Annotated in this window: 15 protein-coding genes; 9 read left to right on the forward strand and 6 right to left on the reverse strand. The window is 58.4% G+C overall.

Translation table 11 applies throughout. The annotated features are described in order from the left end of the window. Positions 1–22: 22 nt before the first annotated feature. The gene (gene flk, locus H5P17_RS17890; protein ID WP_044552686.1) at positions 23–1,051 is read right to left on the reverse strand and encodes a flagella biosynthesis regulator Flk; all 1,029 of its coding nucleotides are present in this window, start codon (positions 1,049–1,051) and stop codon (positions 23–25) included. A gap of 304 nt (positions 1,052–1,355) precedes the next feature. Here flk and H5P17_RS17895 point away from each other — a divergent pair, with 304 nt between their 5' ends. Genes H5P17_RS17895 through H5P17_RS17910 form a run of 4 tightly spaced genes read left to right on the forward strand, consistent with a single transcriptional unit; the run spans position 1,356 to position 5,013 of the window. Further along, positions 1,356–1,721 (forward strand): hypothetical protein, encoded by a 366-nt coding sequence (locus tag H5P17_RS17895; RefSeq protein ID WP_044552684.1) that lies wholly within the window; start codon positions 1,356–1,358, stop codon positions 1,719–1,721. Between the two features lie 49 nt (positions 1,722–1,770). Then, on the forward strand, positions 1,771–3,807 hold the full coding sequence (locus H5P17_RS17900; protein ID WP_182824380.1) for a protein-disulfide reductase DsbD: 2,037 nt from the start codon (positions 1,771–1,773) through the stop codon (positions 3,805–3,807). Then, positions 3,804–4,520, forward strand: coding sequence for a DsbA family protein (locus H5P17_RS17905; RefSeq protein ID WP_182824382.1), 717 nt, complete (start codon positions 3,804–3,806; stop codon positions 4,518–4,520). Before H5P17_RS17900 ends, H5P17_RS17905 begins: the two co-directional genes overlap by 4 nt. Further along, on the forward strand, positions 4,513–5,013 hold the full coding sequence (locus H5P17_RS17910; protein ID WP_182824384.1) for a protein disulfide oxidoreductase: 501 nt from the start codon (positions 4,513–4,515) through the stop codon (positions 5,011–5,013). The genes H5P17_RS17905 and H5P17_RS17910 overlap by 8 nt, the downstream gene beginning before the upstream one ends. Positions 5,014–5,021: 8 nt before the next feature. Here the strand turns inward: H5P17_RS17910 and H5P17_RS17915 are convergent, their stop codons facing one another. Beyond that, positions 5,022–6,479, reverse strand: coding sequence for a PLP-dependent aminotransferase family protein (locus H5P17_RS17915; protein WP_182824386.1), 1,458 nt, complete (start codon positions 6,477–6,479; stop codon positions 5,022–5,024). A gap of 169 nt (positions 6,480–6,648) precedes the next feature. Here H5P17_RS17915 and H5P17_RS17920 point away from each other — a divergent pair, with 169 nt between their 5' ends. Both H5P17_RS17920 and H5P17_RS17925 read left to right on the forward strand, forming a co-directional pair. Beyond that, a complete protein-coding gene (locus H5P17_RS17920; protein WP_182824388.1) occupies positions 6,649–7,644 on the forward strand; it encodes a DMT family transporter in 996 nt (331 codons plus the stop codon). A gap of 153 nt (positions 7,645–7,797) precedes the next feature. Then, positions 7,798–8,427, forward strand: coding sequence for a CatB-related O-acetyltransferase (locus H5P17_RS17925; protein WP_044552676.1), 630 nt, complete (start codon positions 7,798–7,800; stop codon positions 8,425–8,427). 36 nt (positions 8,428–8,463) lie between these two features. Here H5P17_RS17925 and H5P17_RS17930 read toward each other — a convergent pair whose 3' ends face one another. Genes H5P17_RS17930 through H5P17_RS17940 form a run of 3 tightly spaced genes read right to left on the reverse strand, consistent with a single transcriptional unit; the run spans position 8,464 to position 11,417 of the window. Next, a complete protein-coding gene (locus H5P17_RS17930; protein ID WP_182824390.1) occupies positions 8,464–9,981 on the reverse strand; it encodes a tripartite tricarboxylate transporter permease in 1,518 nt (505 codons plus the stop codon). An 11-nt stretch (positions 9,982–9,992) separates the two neighbouring features. After that, positions 9,993–10,424, reverse strand: a complete 432-nt coding sequence (locus H5P17_RS17935) for a tripartite tricarboxylate transporter TctB family protein (protein WP_044552673.1) — start codon at positions 10,422–10,424, stop codon at positions 9,993–9,995. A 12-nt stretch (positions 10,425–10,436) separates the two neighbouring features. Continuing rightward, entirely contained in the window at positions 10,437–11,417 is a 981-nt protein-coding gene (locus H5P17_RS17940) for a tripartite tricarboxylate transporter substrate binding protein (RefSeq protein ID WP_044552672.1), read from the reverse strand. A gap of 299 nt (positions 11,418–11,716) precedes the next feature. On the opposite strand from H5P17_RS17940, the gene H5P17_RS17945 reads away from it, so the two are divergent. The 3 genes from H5P17_RS17945 to H5P17_RS17955 all read left to right on the forward strand — a co-directional run bounded on the left by H5P17_RS17945 (position 11,717) and on the right by H5P17_RS17955 (position 14,343). Then, positions 11,717–12,043 carry a hypothetical protein gene (locus H5P17_RS17945; RefSeq protein ID WP_182824393.1) on the forward strand — a complete coding sequence of 109 codons (327 nt, stop codon included), beginning with the start codon at positions 11,717–11,719 and terminating at the stop codon, positions 12,041–12,043. 220 nt (positions 12,044–12,263) lie between these two features. After that, a complete protein-coding gene (tctD, locus tag H5P17_RS17950) occupies positions 12,264–12,938 on the forward strand; it encodes a transcriptional regulator TctD (protein ID WP_182824395.1) in 675 nt (224 codons plus the stop codon). Then, positions 12,925–14,343, forward strand: a complete 1,419-nt coding sequence (locus H5P17_RS17955; protein ID WP_044552667.1) for a sensor histidine kinase — start codon at positions 12,925–12,927, stop codon at positions 14,341–14,343. The genes tctD and H5P17_RS17955 overlap by 14 nt, the downstream gene beginning before the upstream one ends. Here H5P17_RS17955 and H5P17_RS17960 read toward each other — a convergent pair. Continuing rightward, positions 14,340–15,242 (reverse strand): DMT family transporter, encoded by a 903-nt coding sequence (locus H5P17_RS17960; protein ID WP_046373044.1) that lies wholly within the window; start codon positions 15,240–15,242, stop codon positions 14,340–14,342. The two genes, H5P17_RS17955 and H5P17_RS17960, sit on opposite strands and share 4 nt — an antisense overlap. Between the last annotated feature and the right edge of the window lie 110 nt (positions 15,243–15,352).

The raw sequence follows: 15,352 nt of genomic DNA on the forward strand, positions 1-15,352 counted from the left end.
AATCGTTTGAGGAGGGAAAGCGTTAAAACACCAGCGCCAATACCAGGCCCAGCACCAGCACGAACAGGATAAACGCCACCGCCGGTTTGCTCAGCGCTTTTTGCAGCGGCAGGGGCAGGGCGGCAATCAGCGGATTGAGCAGCGGTTGCGGCTCGGTAGCGTTGCCGGCGATCGGCTGTGCATGCCCGGCCTTTTCCAGACGACGTGCAAACAGCTGGTTGATGACGTCGCTCATCTGCGGGTGGGTCAAGGGGGCGCTGGCATGGCAGTTGAAGCGGGACTGGCAGTAGTCATTCAACTGCTGCTGCTCCTGCGCATCCGCCGGCTGCTTGAGCGCGGCGAACAGGTTGTTCAGCGTTGGCGCGGTTTGCGGGCTCAGCGCGACTTTCACCTGCAAAAACTGGTTCAGCAATTGGAAGTGGCGTGCCGGCAGCGGATCGTTGGTTTTCACCCCGGTCAGATCAAACAGCGTTTGCCAGATCTTGGCCGGCGACTCGCCGGTGGCGGCACTGAGTTTGGTGACCTGCTGCTGCAGGCTTTGATGCTCGGCGGGCAGCAGCGGGCGATCGCTGGTGGCCGTTTGCTGCGGGTGAGGGATCGTCAGGCTACCGGTTTGTAACAGGTTCAGCACCTGCTGCAACTGCGAGTGGCTCAACTGGCTCAGTACCGTGTGGCCAAACTGCTGGCGAATAAAATCGCTGACGGCCTGGCGGTTATTGCCCTGCGGCAACAGTTCGGTAAGCTGCTGCATCAATTGGCGACTGGCATGGTTTTGCTGTACCTGCGTCAGACGGTTTTGCAGCAGTTGCTCGGCCGGCTGAAAATGACGCGCCAGCAGTTCACTGCTGTTGTCTGTCTGCAGGTCGTGACGCAGCGTGACCCAAATCTCTGCGGATTTGGCCGGGCTTAGCGCCATGATTTTGACCACCAGCTTCTCCAGCGTCGTACGCTGTGCCGGGGAGAGCGGGCTATCGTCTGTGGGGGTGGTTTTGCCCGGGGTTGAAGGACGATCGCTGGCGATCGGGGTGCCCGGTCCACTCAAAGGTTGCATATCACCTGTCCTTCGCTGTGTATCCCCTGCTTACGTGGCGTTACCGCGGTGTGGGCTGTGCAATCTCACTCGAAACACTTACCTGAGTAAGCTCATCGAGACTCGCTTGCTTGCCGCCTGGCCGCAACATCCATGACTTTGGGGAAAGAATAATCGTCGTACCCGGCGAAAAGCGCAGGTGTGCGCCTATGATACCCGTAAATGCCCGCCATCAATACCGTCGTAAGACATTTCTTTACAGGCAAAACATTGCTAAACGCGCCTGCGTCGCTAAGATAAGCGCAGACTTGGAATTGAGGACGGCATGGTTAAACAGCAGCGGATTGCGAAATGGTTTTTATGCCTGGCTTGCCTGGTGGTGCTGACCTGCATGACTCAGCGCATGGCGAGCCTGCATGCGTTGCAGCAAGCGATGGGGCTGCCCGTTGCCAGCACAGCGTCCTCCGCCGGCGATGATGCCGCCGAACTGCAACCTACGCCCTGTGAACTGAGCGCTAAATCCTTGTTGGCCTCACCGCCGGTAATGTTTGAAACCGTGCTGCTCGGGCTTGGCCTGCTACTGGCGCTGTTGGCGCCTACCGTGGCTGCGCGTTTGCGCATTCCTCCTCCCAGAGTGATTTCCCCTCCCACCCTCAGGGTGCATCTCCGATTATGCGTCTTCCGTGAATGAGTTAATCGCCCGTTTGTTTTGGTGATTGTCTTATTTATGGAGAAAAAACATGTTGAATATCATCAGGTCGACGTTTGTCTGCCTGTTAATGCTGTGGCTGCCCGCTTTGCAGGCGGCGGACAGCGGCTGGTTGCAAAGCCCGACCAACGATCATGCCAAGGTGCGACTGCGCGCTGACACCTCGCAGCCAGGGGAAACCCGGCTGCTGTTGGCTATTGAGCTGCAAAAAGGCTGGAAAACCTACTGGCGTTCGCCGGGGGAAGGCGGCATTGCGCCGGCAATAACCTGGCAAGGCAACCCGCCCCCGGTGACCTGGCATTGGCCGACGCCGCAGCGTTTTGAGGTGGCCGGCATTTCCACTCAGGGCTACCACGATCGGGTCGAGCTACCGATGGTGATGAAGGGAACGGCACCGCGCCAGTTGGCTGGCACGCTGACGCTGTCCACCTGCAGCAACGTCTGTATTTTGACCGACTATCCGTTCAGTCTGGATCTTGCCGCGCCGTCAGAGGCGCAGTTTACCCACGACTTTGCCCAGGCGATGGGGCAAGTGCCTATTGCCGAGGGGCTGGTGGACAGCATCAAGGCCGGTTATCTCAATGGCGAATTGCAGATCAGCGCCGAGCGAGCCGCCGGTTGGCAACAGCCGGAGCTGTTCTTCGACACGCTGGAAGACGCAGACCTCGGCAAGCCACGGGTCAGTAGCGAAGGCTCACTGATGACGGCGCGGGTACCGGTCAGCGATGGCTGGGGTGACAGCGCCCCGGATCTGCGCGGTAAAACCCTGACGCTGGTGATCGGCGACGGTGGCATGGCGCAGCAGGTGACATTGCCAATTGGTGGGCCGCTGGCGCTACCGAATGCGGCCAGTTTCTCGCTGTGGCAAGCGGTGCTAATGGCGCTGGCGGGGGGCCTGATCCTCAACCTGATGCCCTGTGTGCTGCCGGTTCTCGGCATCAAACTGGGATCGATTTTGCAGGTGGAGCAGCGCGACCGACACAGCATTCGGCTGCAGTTCCTGGCGTCCTCGTTCGGCATTGTGGCGTCCTTTATGGCGCTAGCGTTGCTGATGACGCTGCTGCGCTTGAGCAACCAGGCGCTTGGCTGGGGCATTCAGTTCCAAAACCCGTGGTTTATCGGCTTTATGGCGCTGGTGACGCTGCTGTTCAGTGCAAACCTGTTTGGCCTGTTCCATCTGCAGCTGTCCTCCTCCCTCAATACCAAACTGGCGACCCATAACGGCCGTGGCCTGAGCGGGCATTTCTGGCAGGGCGCATTTGCCACCTTGCTGGCGACGCCCTGTTCGGCTCCCTTCCTGGGCACTGCCGTGGCCTTTGCACTGGCTGCGCCGCTGCCGGTGCTGTGGGGCATGTTTGTAGCGCTGGGCGTCGGCATGAGCCTGCCTTGGCTGCTGATTGCCGCATGGCCTGCTTTAGCGCTGCGCCTGCCGCGTCCGGGGCGTTGGATGAACACTTTACGCTGGGCCATGGGGCTGCTGATGCTGGCTTCTTCACTGTGGCTGCTGAGCCTGATGGTCAATCATATTGGCACCTTGCCGACGCTGGCATTGGGCGGTATCGCACTGTTGGCCTTGTTGTTGGCGGTAGGCTGGCAACATGGGGTTCGTCTGGCGGCCAAGCTGGCGGCCGGCACGCTGGTGCTGGTCGGCGTGGTGTTATTGGCCGGTTCGCTGACCGCCGGGCTGTGGCGTCAGCCGCTGCACGACAATGTCACCTGGCAACCGCTAAGTGAACAGGCGATCGCCCAGGCACTCGCTCAGAACAAACGGGTGTTTGTCGACGTCACCGCTGACTGGTGCGTAACCTGTAAAGCCAACAAATTCAACGTGCTGTTGCGTGATGACGTGCAGAAAGCGCTGAGCGCCGGCGACGTCGTAGCCCTGCGAGGAGACTGGAGCCGTCCTTCGGCCGAGATTAGCGCTTTCCTGCAAAAACGCGGCAGCGTTGCCGTGCCTTTTAACCAGATTTATGGCCCCGGTAGCCCTGACGGCGTGGTGTTATCCCCGCTGTTGACCCGCGATGCCGTCTTGCAAACCCTGTCCGCCGCCAAAGGAAATTCACAATGAAAAAATTACTGATGTTACTGATGCTGATAGTTACTCCGGTCTGGGCTGCGGCTCCTTTTACCCCGGAGCAAGAGGTGCGGATTAAAGAGCTGATCCGCGAAACGCTGGTGTCGAACCCGGATATTCTGGCGCAGGCGGTGGATGCCTGGCAGCAACAGACCGCTGGTCAGCAAATCAGCCAGGCGATCAAGCAAAACGCCAAAACCCTATACCAAGATCCGGCCAGCCCACGTTTGGGAGCGGCCAACGCCAAACTGACGCTGGTGGCCTTTACCGATTACAACTGCCCATACTGCAAGCGTTTTGACCCGATGCTGGAAAAAATCGTCAAACAGTATCCTGATGTGGCACTGGTGATAAAACTGCTGCCGTTCAAAGGAGAGAGCTCCGTCAGTTCTGCACGCGTGGCGCTGACGACCTGGCAGCAACACCCGGACCAATTCTGGGCGCTGCATCAGCGGTTGATGGCGAAAAAAGGCTTCCATGACACGGCCAGCATCGCTGCCGCACAGCAGAAAACCGGGGTTAAAGCCGTTGCACCAAGCGAACAGAGCATGACCACCTTGCGCACCAATATGGCATTGGCGGAGCAGCTTGGAGTACAAGGAACGCCAGCCACCCTGATCGGCGATCAAATGCTGCCAGGCGCGGTGTCGTATGAGGATCTGGAGGCGGTAGTGAAACAACAGCTTGCGAAGGTTAACAATGGCTAAACTGCGACGTTGGGGCCGCGAACTGCTGATCCTGTTGCTGATTGTGCTGGCGGTTGCCTTCGGGATGGACTGGCTACGCGCGCCGCAGCCACCGGCGGCGTTCGATTCGCAACCGTTGACGACTTTGAACGGCGAACAAGTCTCGCTGGCGCAGCTCAGCCAGGACAAGCCGCTGCTGGTTTATTTCTGGGCCAGCTGGTGCGGGGTTTGCCGGTTTACCACGCCGTATGTCGCCAGAATGGTCGGCGAGGGCGGCAACGTATTGACCGTGGCGCTGCGTTCCGGCGACGATCGTCAGGTGGAACAGTGGCTGGCGGGCAAGCGTGTGACGTTGCCGGTGGTTAACGATCCCCGTGGTGAGCTGTCGGCGCAGTGGCAGATCGGCGTCACGCCTACGTTGGTGGTCATTTCCCAGGGCAAGGTGGTGCAAAGCACCACCGGCTGGACCAGCTATTGGGGAATGAAGCTGCGGCTATGGTGGGCCGGGCTCTGAACCGCGGCTTATTCTGAAGTGATGACCTCATTAATCGCCCGGCACAGTCGGGCGATACCTTCTTCTATCTGCGGCGGCGTATTGGCGGCGAAATTCAATCGCAGGCCATGTGCGCCTTGCTGTTCTTCGGCATAAAAGCACTCCCCACGCGCAAAGGTGACGCCGTGTCGCCAGGCCAGCGGCATCAACGCCTCGGTGCTGACGGCGGCAGGCAGCATCAGCCAGATAAACAGTCCACCCTCCGGCGTTTCAAACTGACAGCCGGGCGGCAGTTGCTGCTGCAAGGCTGCCACCATCACGTCTCTGTGCTGGCGATATAACCGCCCGGCGCGTCGCAGCTGCTTGTCGTAACGACCGATAGTGACGAATGCGTCCAGTGCCCGTTGGATCAGGTTGGAGCTGGTAAAACTGTCGACGTGTTTCAGTCGAGCCAGTCGCTGATAGTGTTCGCTGTCCGCCACCAGGTAACCGATGCGCATGCTGGGCAGCAGCATTTTTGAAAAGGTACTGACGTAAATCACCGCCCCCGGCTGCGCCAGCGATCGCAGCGACGGCAGCTGTTTGCCGTTGTAGCGCAGATCGCCGACAAAATCGTCTTCCAATATCACTACACCGGCCTGCTGGGCCAGTGCCAGCAGGCGTCGACGGCGCGCTTCACTCATGCAGCGGCCGGTGGGGTTATGAAAATTGGGAATGGTGTAAATCAACTTCGGTTGGTGTTTTTCGATCAGTGCGGGCAGCTGTTCAACCAACATGCCGTGCCGGTCGCTGGCGACGGTGACGATATTGATGCGGTGCTGGCGAAGCAGCCCCAGCGCTTCGGCGTAGGTCGGTTGTTCGACAATCACCGTGTCGCCCGGCTCCAGCAGGCTTTGCACTATCAGACTGATGGCGTGTTGCGAACCGTTGGTGATCAGCAGTTGCTCTGCATGGGTCGGAATACCCTGGGCGGTGAGGATCCGTCCCAGCGTATCGCGCAGCGGGTAATAGCCGCAGTATTCGCCATAGCTGAAGGCTTCTTCCGCATGGCGGCTGAGCACCGACAGCAATATTTTGCGGAACTCCTCCTGCGGAAAGACTTTCGGGCTGCCGACGCCGGCGGCAAAGTTGATGATGTTGTCCGGCAACGGCGTATCGGGGTAGCCATCCAGCCGAGAGGTCAGGGGGGTGAAACGCTCCGCCGGGAAGGGCGCATCGCTTGCCGGCCGTGGCTGGGCGGGCTGGATCAGCGGGTGCAAAACATAGGCGCCGCTGCCGCGCCGCTGGTGCAAAAAGCCTTTGGCCGCCAGTTCGGCATAGGCGTTTTCCACCGTCAACCGGCTGACCGCCAGCTTGGCGGCCAGCGTGCGCGTGGAGGGCAGCTTATCGCCGTCGACAAATGCGCCGCTGAGGATCGCCCGCCGCAGCGCTTCCTCAATTTGCAGATATAAAGGAATGTTTTGCTGACGGTCTAAGGGAATATGCATGCAAAATTGGCCCGGTTAGCGGTGTTACTTTTTACTATACCCCATAGTTAAAGGGCTTCAAGAGGGTAAAAGTGGCCTGTATAACATCGGGGGAAAGTGGCTCTGGCGGTAAAGTTGCGCGGCGTTAGAATCTCGCCTGAGTCCACTATCGCCGTTTTTTGAGGGTGTCATGTCATTACCATCGGGTATCTCAGCCAGGCCGGTTTTTCCGGGGGCACGTATTTTACAGGGCAGCAGTCAGGGGTATGTGATTGCTATCATCAGCGCCATGCTGCTGGCCTTTACCGCCATTATTATCCGCGTGCTGACGGAGTATTTTCACCTGCCGACCTTTGTGCTGGCCTTTTGGCGCGCGGCGCTGGTTGCTCTGGTGCTGTTGCCGGTACTGCTGCTGTTCAAACCCGAATGGGCGCGTTTACAGCGTTCGCAGATCCCCTTTTATGCCTGTTACGGTCTGCTGCTGGCGGTGTTCAACAGCCTGTGGACGCTGTCGGTGGCGCTGAACGGTGCGTCGGTGGCGACTATCCTGACCTACTGCTCGGTCGGTTTTACCGTGTTTCTCGGCTGGATGATGTACAGCGAGCGCCTGAGCCTGCGTCAGTTGGTGGTGATTGTGGTCAGCCTGGGCGGCTGTTTTCTGGTCAGCAACGGCGACAGCATGGGCAACAGCCATTTTAACCTGTTGGGGCTGGTGGTGGGCATGCTGTCCGGCATCGGTTACACCCTCTATACGCTGGGCGGGCGGGTCGCAACCGAGCGGCGCTACCCGGTGTGGAACACCATCCTGTACGTGTTCGGCTTTTCGGCCGTCTATCAGTGGTTGTTCAATGCCGCGCTGACCTTTTACCCGCTGGAGGCGTTCCACGGCATGACGGGGTCATTGTGGTTCCTGTCCCAGGGCGTTCAGGGCATCGAGTGGGGGGGCTGGTGGTTGCTGCTGACCCTGGCCGCCGGCCCAACGCTGTTGGGGTTCGGCCTGTACAACATCAGCCTGAAAACCTTGCCGCTGGCGGTGGCGAACCTGATCTTGTCGCTGGAACTGGTGTTCACGGCAGCGATCGCTTACTTCCTGCTGGGGGAAAGCATGAATCAGTTACAGCTGCTGGGCAGTGCGTTGGTGATGGGCGGGGTGCTGATGCTGAAGAGCAAGACGGCTGCGACGTGATTTGTTAAACTTCGCCCAGATGTGGAGGTAACAATGACCAATAACCCAAGATTAAAACGGGCGTTAATCGCTTAAAGCGGCAGTGTTTTGCGACCAAAAAACACTGCCACAGACATTTTGCTGTGGCTCTTGCAATGAATAAGATAAAGCGCCATGACTGAAAAACACTGGTCAAAAACAGAACTGTTACACCAAACGGTGACCAACCCCAATATTATCGTCAAAGGGACCCACAGCTATTACAGCGACTATCTGGATGACGGCTTTGAGCGCTCCGTGGTGCGTTATTTGCACGGAGACGAGGTCAGCCAACAGTGGCAGCCGCTTGGGACGATAGACCAACTGCTGATCGGCGATTATGTCTGCATTGCCGCCGAAGCGGTGATCCTGATGGGGGGCAACCATACCCATCGTGCCGATTGGTTCTGCCTGTATCCGATGATGGAAAGCATTCTGGCTTCCTATCAGCCGAGGGGCGACACCCGGTTAGGGGACGGCTGCTGGATAGGCATGCGGGCGATGCTGATGCCGGGCGTGACGATTGGTGAAGGAGCGATAGTCGCCGCCGGCAGCGTTGTGACGAAGGATGTTGAGCCTTACACCCTGGTGGGGGGTAATCCGGCGCGACCAATAAGACTGCGCTTTGCTCCGCAGATTGTAGCTAGGCTACTCGCTTTGCGCATTTATGATCTGTCGGCCGAGGATTTTGCTCAGGTGCAGCCTTTGCTGGCCAATGACGATATTGCAGCCCTTGAACGGGCGATAAGCGAAATTAAGCGTTAAATGAAAAGGGCGGAGTTAATACTCCGCCCTTTTTGCTTACTCGGCCTTGGCCGCTTCCGCCGTCAGGCGGCGTTTGCGTATTCTGCGCAACAGCAGCGGCAGCACCAGCACGGATACCGCCAGCACCAGCAGCGTTTGCGCGATGCCGCTACCCCACAGGATGCTGAACTCACCGTTGCTGATCGACAGCGCACGGCGCAGGTTTTGCTCCAGCATCTCCCCCAGAACGAAGCCCAGGATCAGCGGTGACATTGGGAAGTGCATTTTCCTCAGTATGTAACCAAACACCCCCAGCCCGACCATCAACAGCAGATCAAAGGTGGTGCTGTGTACCGCGTAAACACCGACCGCCGACACCGCGGCAATCGCCGGTACCAGGAACCACAATGGAACGGTCAGCATGCGGGTAAACAGGCCCACCAATGGCAGGTTCATGATCAGCAGGATCACGTTGGCAATCAGCAGCGCGGCAATCAGCCCCCAGACAATGTCCGGCTGTTCGGTGAACATTGCCGGGCCTGGCGTGATGTTGTACAGCGTCAGCGCCCCCATCATCACTGCCGTGGTGCCGGAACCCGGCACGCCCAGCGTCAGCATCGGAATGAACGAGCCGCAGGCCGAAGCATTATTGGCCGCTTCGGGCGCAGCGACGCCGCGAATATCCCCTTTACCGAAGGTTTCGCTGTTGCCGCTGATTTTCTTTTCGGTCATGTAGGTGAGGGCGCTGGCGATGGTGGCCCCGGCACCCGGCAGAATACCGACGAAGAAACCGATCACCGAAGAGCGTAGCGTAGGGCCCACGCACTCGGCGGCCTCTTTGCGGTTAAACAGCAGGCGGCCGGTTTTACGCACCAGTTTTTGCCCGGTACTGGTGCTTTCCAGCATCAGCAGAATTTCACTGACCGAGAACAGGCCAATCACCACCACGATAAACTGCACGCCGTCGGAGAGGTGAACGCTGTCGAAGGTAAAGCGATAAACGCCGGTGTTGGCATCCACCCCGACCGTCGCCAACCCCAGGCCAATCAGCGCCGCCAGCAGCGACTTCAACGGGTTCTGGCTCATCATGCTGCCCAGGCAGGCGATGGCGAACACCATCAGGGCGAAATACTCCGCCGGGCCAAATGCCAGTGACCAACGGGCCAGCAGCGGGGCAAACAGAATAATCCCGCCGATGGCGATCATCGAACCGATAAAGGAGCTGACTGCCGAAATCGACAGCGCGACGCCGGCACGGCCTTGCTGTGCCATGGGATAACCGTCCAGCGCGGTCATGATCGCTGCGGCATCCCCCGGCACATTGAGCAGGATCGAGGAGATACGCCCGCCGTATTCGCAGCCGATATACACCGTCGCCAGCAGGATCAGCGCGGACTCGGCCGGCAACTTGAGCGCAAACGCCAGCGGCAGCAGGATAGCCACGCCGTTGATCGGGCCCAGTCCCGGCAGCAGGCCGACAATAGTGCCGACGAAACAGCCGATCAGGGCGATAATCAGGTTCTGGGGCACTAACGCCACCTCGAACCCTTGAGACAAATACATCCAGGTTTCCATCATCGCCCCCGTTAGCTCAGCCAAACGCCGAGTGGCAGTGTCACATCAAGTAAGCGGTCAAAGGCGTAATAGAGCGCAACACCCATGATCGCGCCGGACACCAATGCCGCCGTCAGGCTGGCCTGGAACAGCAGGCCAATGCTGAAGGTAAGCAGCGCGGTCGCCAGCGGGAAGCCGAGCCACTCGAAGCCCCAGGCGTACAGCACCAGCGTGATCACCAGTACCAGCAGGCGCTGCATCACCTTGTTGTGCGGCCATTCAACGGCCTGCGGTTTGTTCAACAGCAACAGTGCCGCACACAGCGCCATCAGGCTGAGAATAGCCAGCGGGAAGGGGCGCGGCCCCAGTGGTTCATAGCTGTATTCGCTCTGGATGCCCCAACCAATAAACAGGCCGCCGATGCACAGCAGCAGCCAGAACCCGGCAAAAATGCGATCGCTCATGGTAGCCCCCGGTTATTTGGCCAGGCCGAAAACTTTGGCCTGTTCACGGTACTGATTGACCTGGTTTTTCACGTAGGCGTCCAATTCTTTGCCGGTCAGGTCGAATTCAAACAGGCCGCGCAGATCGCGCTGTTGCTTGAATTCATCGGTTGTCATCATTTTCTTGAAGGTATCGAGCCACCACTGGTACTCCTCTTCCGTGACCTTCGGGCCAACGTAGAAGCCGCGAATGATCGGCCAGACCAGATTGAACCCTTGCTCTTTGGCGGTCGGAACATCGGCTAACTGGCCCGGCAGGCGCTGTTCGGAGTACACCGCCAGCACGCGAATTTTGTCACCCTGCAGGTAAGGCACCATTTCGCTCAGATCGCCGGAAACGGCCTGAATGTGGTTGCCGAGCAGGGCGGTAACCGGCTCGCCGCCGCCTTCGAACGCCACGTAACGCATCTTGTGCGGATCGACGCCGACTTCGCGCGCCAGCAGGGCGGTTTTCATCCAGTCCTGACTACCGATCGAAGCGCCTGCGCCGAACACCACGCTGTTGGGATCTTTTTGGAAGGCGTTCATCAGGTCTTTCAGGGTTTTGTACGGTGAGTCGGCACGCACGGCGATCATGCCGTAGTCGGTGCCGACAGCGGCCAACCATTTGACGTCATCGACGTTGTAACGGCCGAATTTTCCCTGTGACAGATTCAGCAGCGAGCCGCCGGAGAAGGCGACTACCGTGCCGAATTCCGCCGGGCGCTGAGCCACGATGGCGTTGTAAGCCACCGCGCCGACGCCGCCGGGCATATAGGTCACGCGCATCGGTTTGTCGATGGCTTTGGTTTCTTGCAGCGAGACCTGGATCAGCTTGCAGGTCAGGTCAAATCCCCCGCCAGGCTTGGCAGGAGCGATGCATTCGGTGCGTTTCGGCGCTTCCAGGGCAAAAGCCTGATGGGTGGCCAGCAGCAGAGCGGTAGCGGTCAGTGTTCGGGTGATTATTTTTTTCATTGCTTTCCCCAAGGTATTTTTCAGTCGGTGTGGATCCCCGCCGATACGGGTTGCTGGATTGTTAAATCAACAACCTTTCATTTACCTTTCAACCGAGGGAAAAGTTTCCGGGATGTGATACGCGTCTCCTGTTAGCGAGAATTACACGACTGACCATCGTCCTGATTGCCCGCCGGTTAACACATGCGATGAAGGAATAACAGTGCGTAAACCTCGCGTAAAGCCTGCGTAATATCAGTTTTATCGGTTTCGTCTTGCGATAAAATGCCGAAAAATAAAATGAATGAAGGTGCATTATTATGTTTTCATTAGGGAAGTTATTCGGCAGCAAGGACGGCAATAAAGTGAGTGCCATCAAGATGTTGCCCGCGGCTTATGCCGAGGCTGTTGGGAAAGAAGGCCATTGTCGTGTTAAGCGCCTGCGAGCGGATATCGGCGTTTTTGAACTGCATTTTTCGAATGACAAAGGTGAAAAATACGCTTGCCACATGACGGCCTGTATCACCGGTATTGATCTGGTCTTCGCCGCCAACAACCGCTCGGTGCTGGTGTCTCCGCCGTTTACCCCCGCCAAATTGAAACCGGTACTGGATATCGCCCTGGCCGACTGCGAAATCGCAATGTAGTGGCTGACTAACCGAATTAGCCCTGTTGCCGACGGCTCAGGGTTTATTCCGTGTCGCAATTGTGTTCCAGCTCCCAAAACTGAATGGGAGCAACCCTTCTATCACTGCGTCTTCCGTGCCATCCTGCTGTTATAAAGATGTTAATTGACAATAAGTCGGATGCTGACGTCATCGCTCAGCATTCGGCCTGCGGGCATAGAAAAATCAATGGAATGGAAACATGCGTCTGTTATTGGTTGAGGATCATCCCGAGTTATCCCACTGGCTGCAAAAGGCGTTAACCGGCGTCGGTTTTGCCGTCGACGTCGCGCCGGACGGGCTGGCGGCCGATCATTTGCTGTTAAACGAATCCTATGCGCTGATGGTGCTGGACGTGGCGTTACCGCGGCTGAACGGGCTGGATCTGCTGGCCCGTCTGCGCAAGCGAGGACAGGACTTACCGGTGCTGTTGCTGACGGCCAGAACCGACGTTGCCGATCGGGTTAAAGGGCTGAACCTGGGGGCAGACGATTATCTCACCAAGCCTTTCGAACTGGATGAACTGGAGGCGCGCATTCGCGCGTTGCTGCGCCGCAGCGTCGGTGTGACTCAGCAGGCGCTGAAATACGGCGCGCTGACCTATCTCGATGAAGGCTATTTTCAGCTGGACGACAAACCGCTGCAATTGACGCCGCGTGAACTGGCGGTGCTGACCGCGTTGATTCACCGCCGTGGCCGGCCGGTGGCCAAACAGCAGTTGTTTGAACAGGTGTTTACTTTGGCCGACGAGGCCAATCCGGAAAGCATTGAACTCTATGTCCACCGGCTGCGAAAAAAACTGCAGGGCAGCAACGTGGCGATAATCACTCTGCGCGGTCTGGGCTACAGCCTGGAGCTTTGCAATGAGGTGGTTTAACGCGCCGCAATCGCTATTTTATCAACTGCTGTTGTTCTTTGGCCTGCCGCTGCTGGTGTTGGGCGGCATCTCGATTTATACCCACTACTTCAGCGCGATGAATGCCGCTACGCTGGCTTACGATCGCACGTTGCTGGCGTCAGCGCGTACCGTGGCGGAACGGTTGGTGGTGCGAAATGGCCGGCTTGAGGCGGATGTGCCCTACGTGGTGCTCGACAGCTTTGAGCGCAACATGAACGATCAACTCTACTACGAAGTGATCTCCCCGCAGGGCGTAAGTATCTCCGGCTATGACGATCTGCCGACGATGCCGCCGCATATTTTGCGCTCAAGCCTGTACCCGGCGCTGGTGCATTTCTATGACGCCGAATATCGCGGCCGGCCGATCCGCGTCGCTGCCCTGTACCAGCCGGTCAACGAATCCGGAGTGATGGGCATGGCCACCATTCTGGTGGCGGAAACCCTGGAGTCGCGCCGCTATCTGGCAAGGCAGATGATGCTTTCCGCTTTGCTCAGCCAGGGAACCGTGGTTGTGCTGACCATGATCCTGGCCTTTGCGTTGCTCAAGCGGGTGCTTAAGCCGATGCGCAAGCTTTCCGGCATTATGCTGCGGCGTGACCCGGGTGAGCTGACGCCGTTGCCGATGGTGTTGCCCTGGTCGGAAATGCAGCCGCTGTTGCTGGCATTCAACCGCTATATTGAACGGCTGCGGGTGATGGTCGCACGACAGGAACGTTTTAGCGCCGACGCTTCACATCAGCTGCGCACGCCGTTGACCGTATTGAAAACCCAGGTGGGAGTGGCGCTGGCCAGCGATAAGCCGGAGCAGTGGCGGGAAAGCTTGCTGGCCATGAGCGCAACGCTGGATAACACCGTGGCGCTGACCGATCGCCTGCTCTACCTTTCGCGGCTCAAAGCTCATGAGCACCACGCCGATCGCCAACTGCAGCCGGTAAACCTGGCGCAGGTGCTGCGTGACGCCTGCTTTTCACGTTTACCCCAGGCCCGCAGCAAGCGTATCGATTTGGGGTACGAGGGAGAAGCGGTTTGTTGGGTCGGCGGAGAAACGCTGTTGCTAACCGAACTGTGTGCCAACTTGCTGGATAACGCACTGAAGTATACGCCGCATCAGGGCACGGTCACCGCACGTTTAACCCTGGACAAGCAGGCCGGGGAGGGAATATTGGAAATTGAAGACAGCGGCCCGGGCATTGCCCAACAGGATACCGCGCAGGCGCTGCAGCCGTTTCATCGGCTGGATAACGTGGGTGATCAACCCGGTGCCGGATTGGGGCTGGCGCTGGTCAGCGATATCACCCGTTATCACGGCACCCGCCCGGAGCTGTTGACCTCGGCCACGCTGGGTGGCCTGCTGGTGCGGGTGCGTTTTCAATTGTTATCTTAGCTCTGACATTCTGCGGCTTGTTTTGCCTTGCGCCCCAGCGGCGTACGCAGGCGCTGCGACAGGATCACGCCCAGTAGGGTAATGCCGCCGCCGATCAGATGGTAGCTGTGCAGGTGTTCATGCAGGAACAGCACCGCAATGATGGCGGTAAATACCGGAGCCAGGTTCATAAAGATCGACGCGGTGTTGGCCCCCAGGCGCATAACGCCGTGGATCCACAGATAAGGTGCGACAATCGAGGCCGGAATGCCGGCAAACAGCACCAGCGGGATGTTTTGGCTGGTCAGAGACACGTCTTGTGCCATCAGGAAGTTCGGCAGTAACAGCACCACGCCGAACAGGATCTGCACATACAACGACTGCCAGTTCGGCAGGGCAATCGCCCAACGTTTGGTCAGCACGCCGTACAGCGCATAAGAGGCGGTGGCGGCGAACATCATCAATTCCCCCTTGCCGATGCCGTGCTGCAGCAACTCACCCGGGTTACCGGCACTCACCAGCCAGATCAAGCCGCCCAAAGACAACAGGCTGCCGATGGCAATACCTACCGTGGGAGCGACGCGCAACAACACGATGCTGATCAGAATGGTCAGTAATGGGATCAGCGAGACAATAATGCCCATAAACAGCGCGCTGACGCTGTGCGCCGCGTAATAGGCCAGACTCTGATACAGCACCATGCCCAGCATGCCAAGAACCAGCAATTTCCACCAGTTGGTGCGTATTGCCGACCAATGGCGGATCACGCCGGGCAGCACGAACGGCGTCAGGGTGATCAGCGCCAGCAACCAGCGGTAGAAGGAGATCGCGGCCGGATCGATAGCGGTGGCCGAGAGTTTGCTGACCACGGCGTTGATTGACCAAATCAGAACCGCCAGCAAAGGGAAGAGCATATTCATGATAATTATTCTCATTAACGACTAACATGCTGGCTAGTGTACTCGTGTCCGGTTTATTATATATAGCGATATTCAGACAAATTTTCTGCCAAACAAGACAAGTAACGGGG

Source organism: Serratia sp. OS31, from assembly GCF_014164835.1.
GTDB classification, from domain to species: domain Bacteria; phylum Pseudomonadota; class Gammaproteobacteria; order Enterobacterales; family Enterobacteriaceae; genus Serratia; species Serratia liquefaciens_A.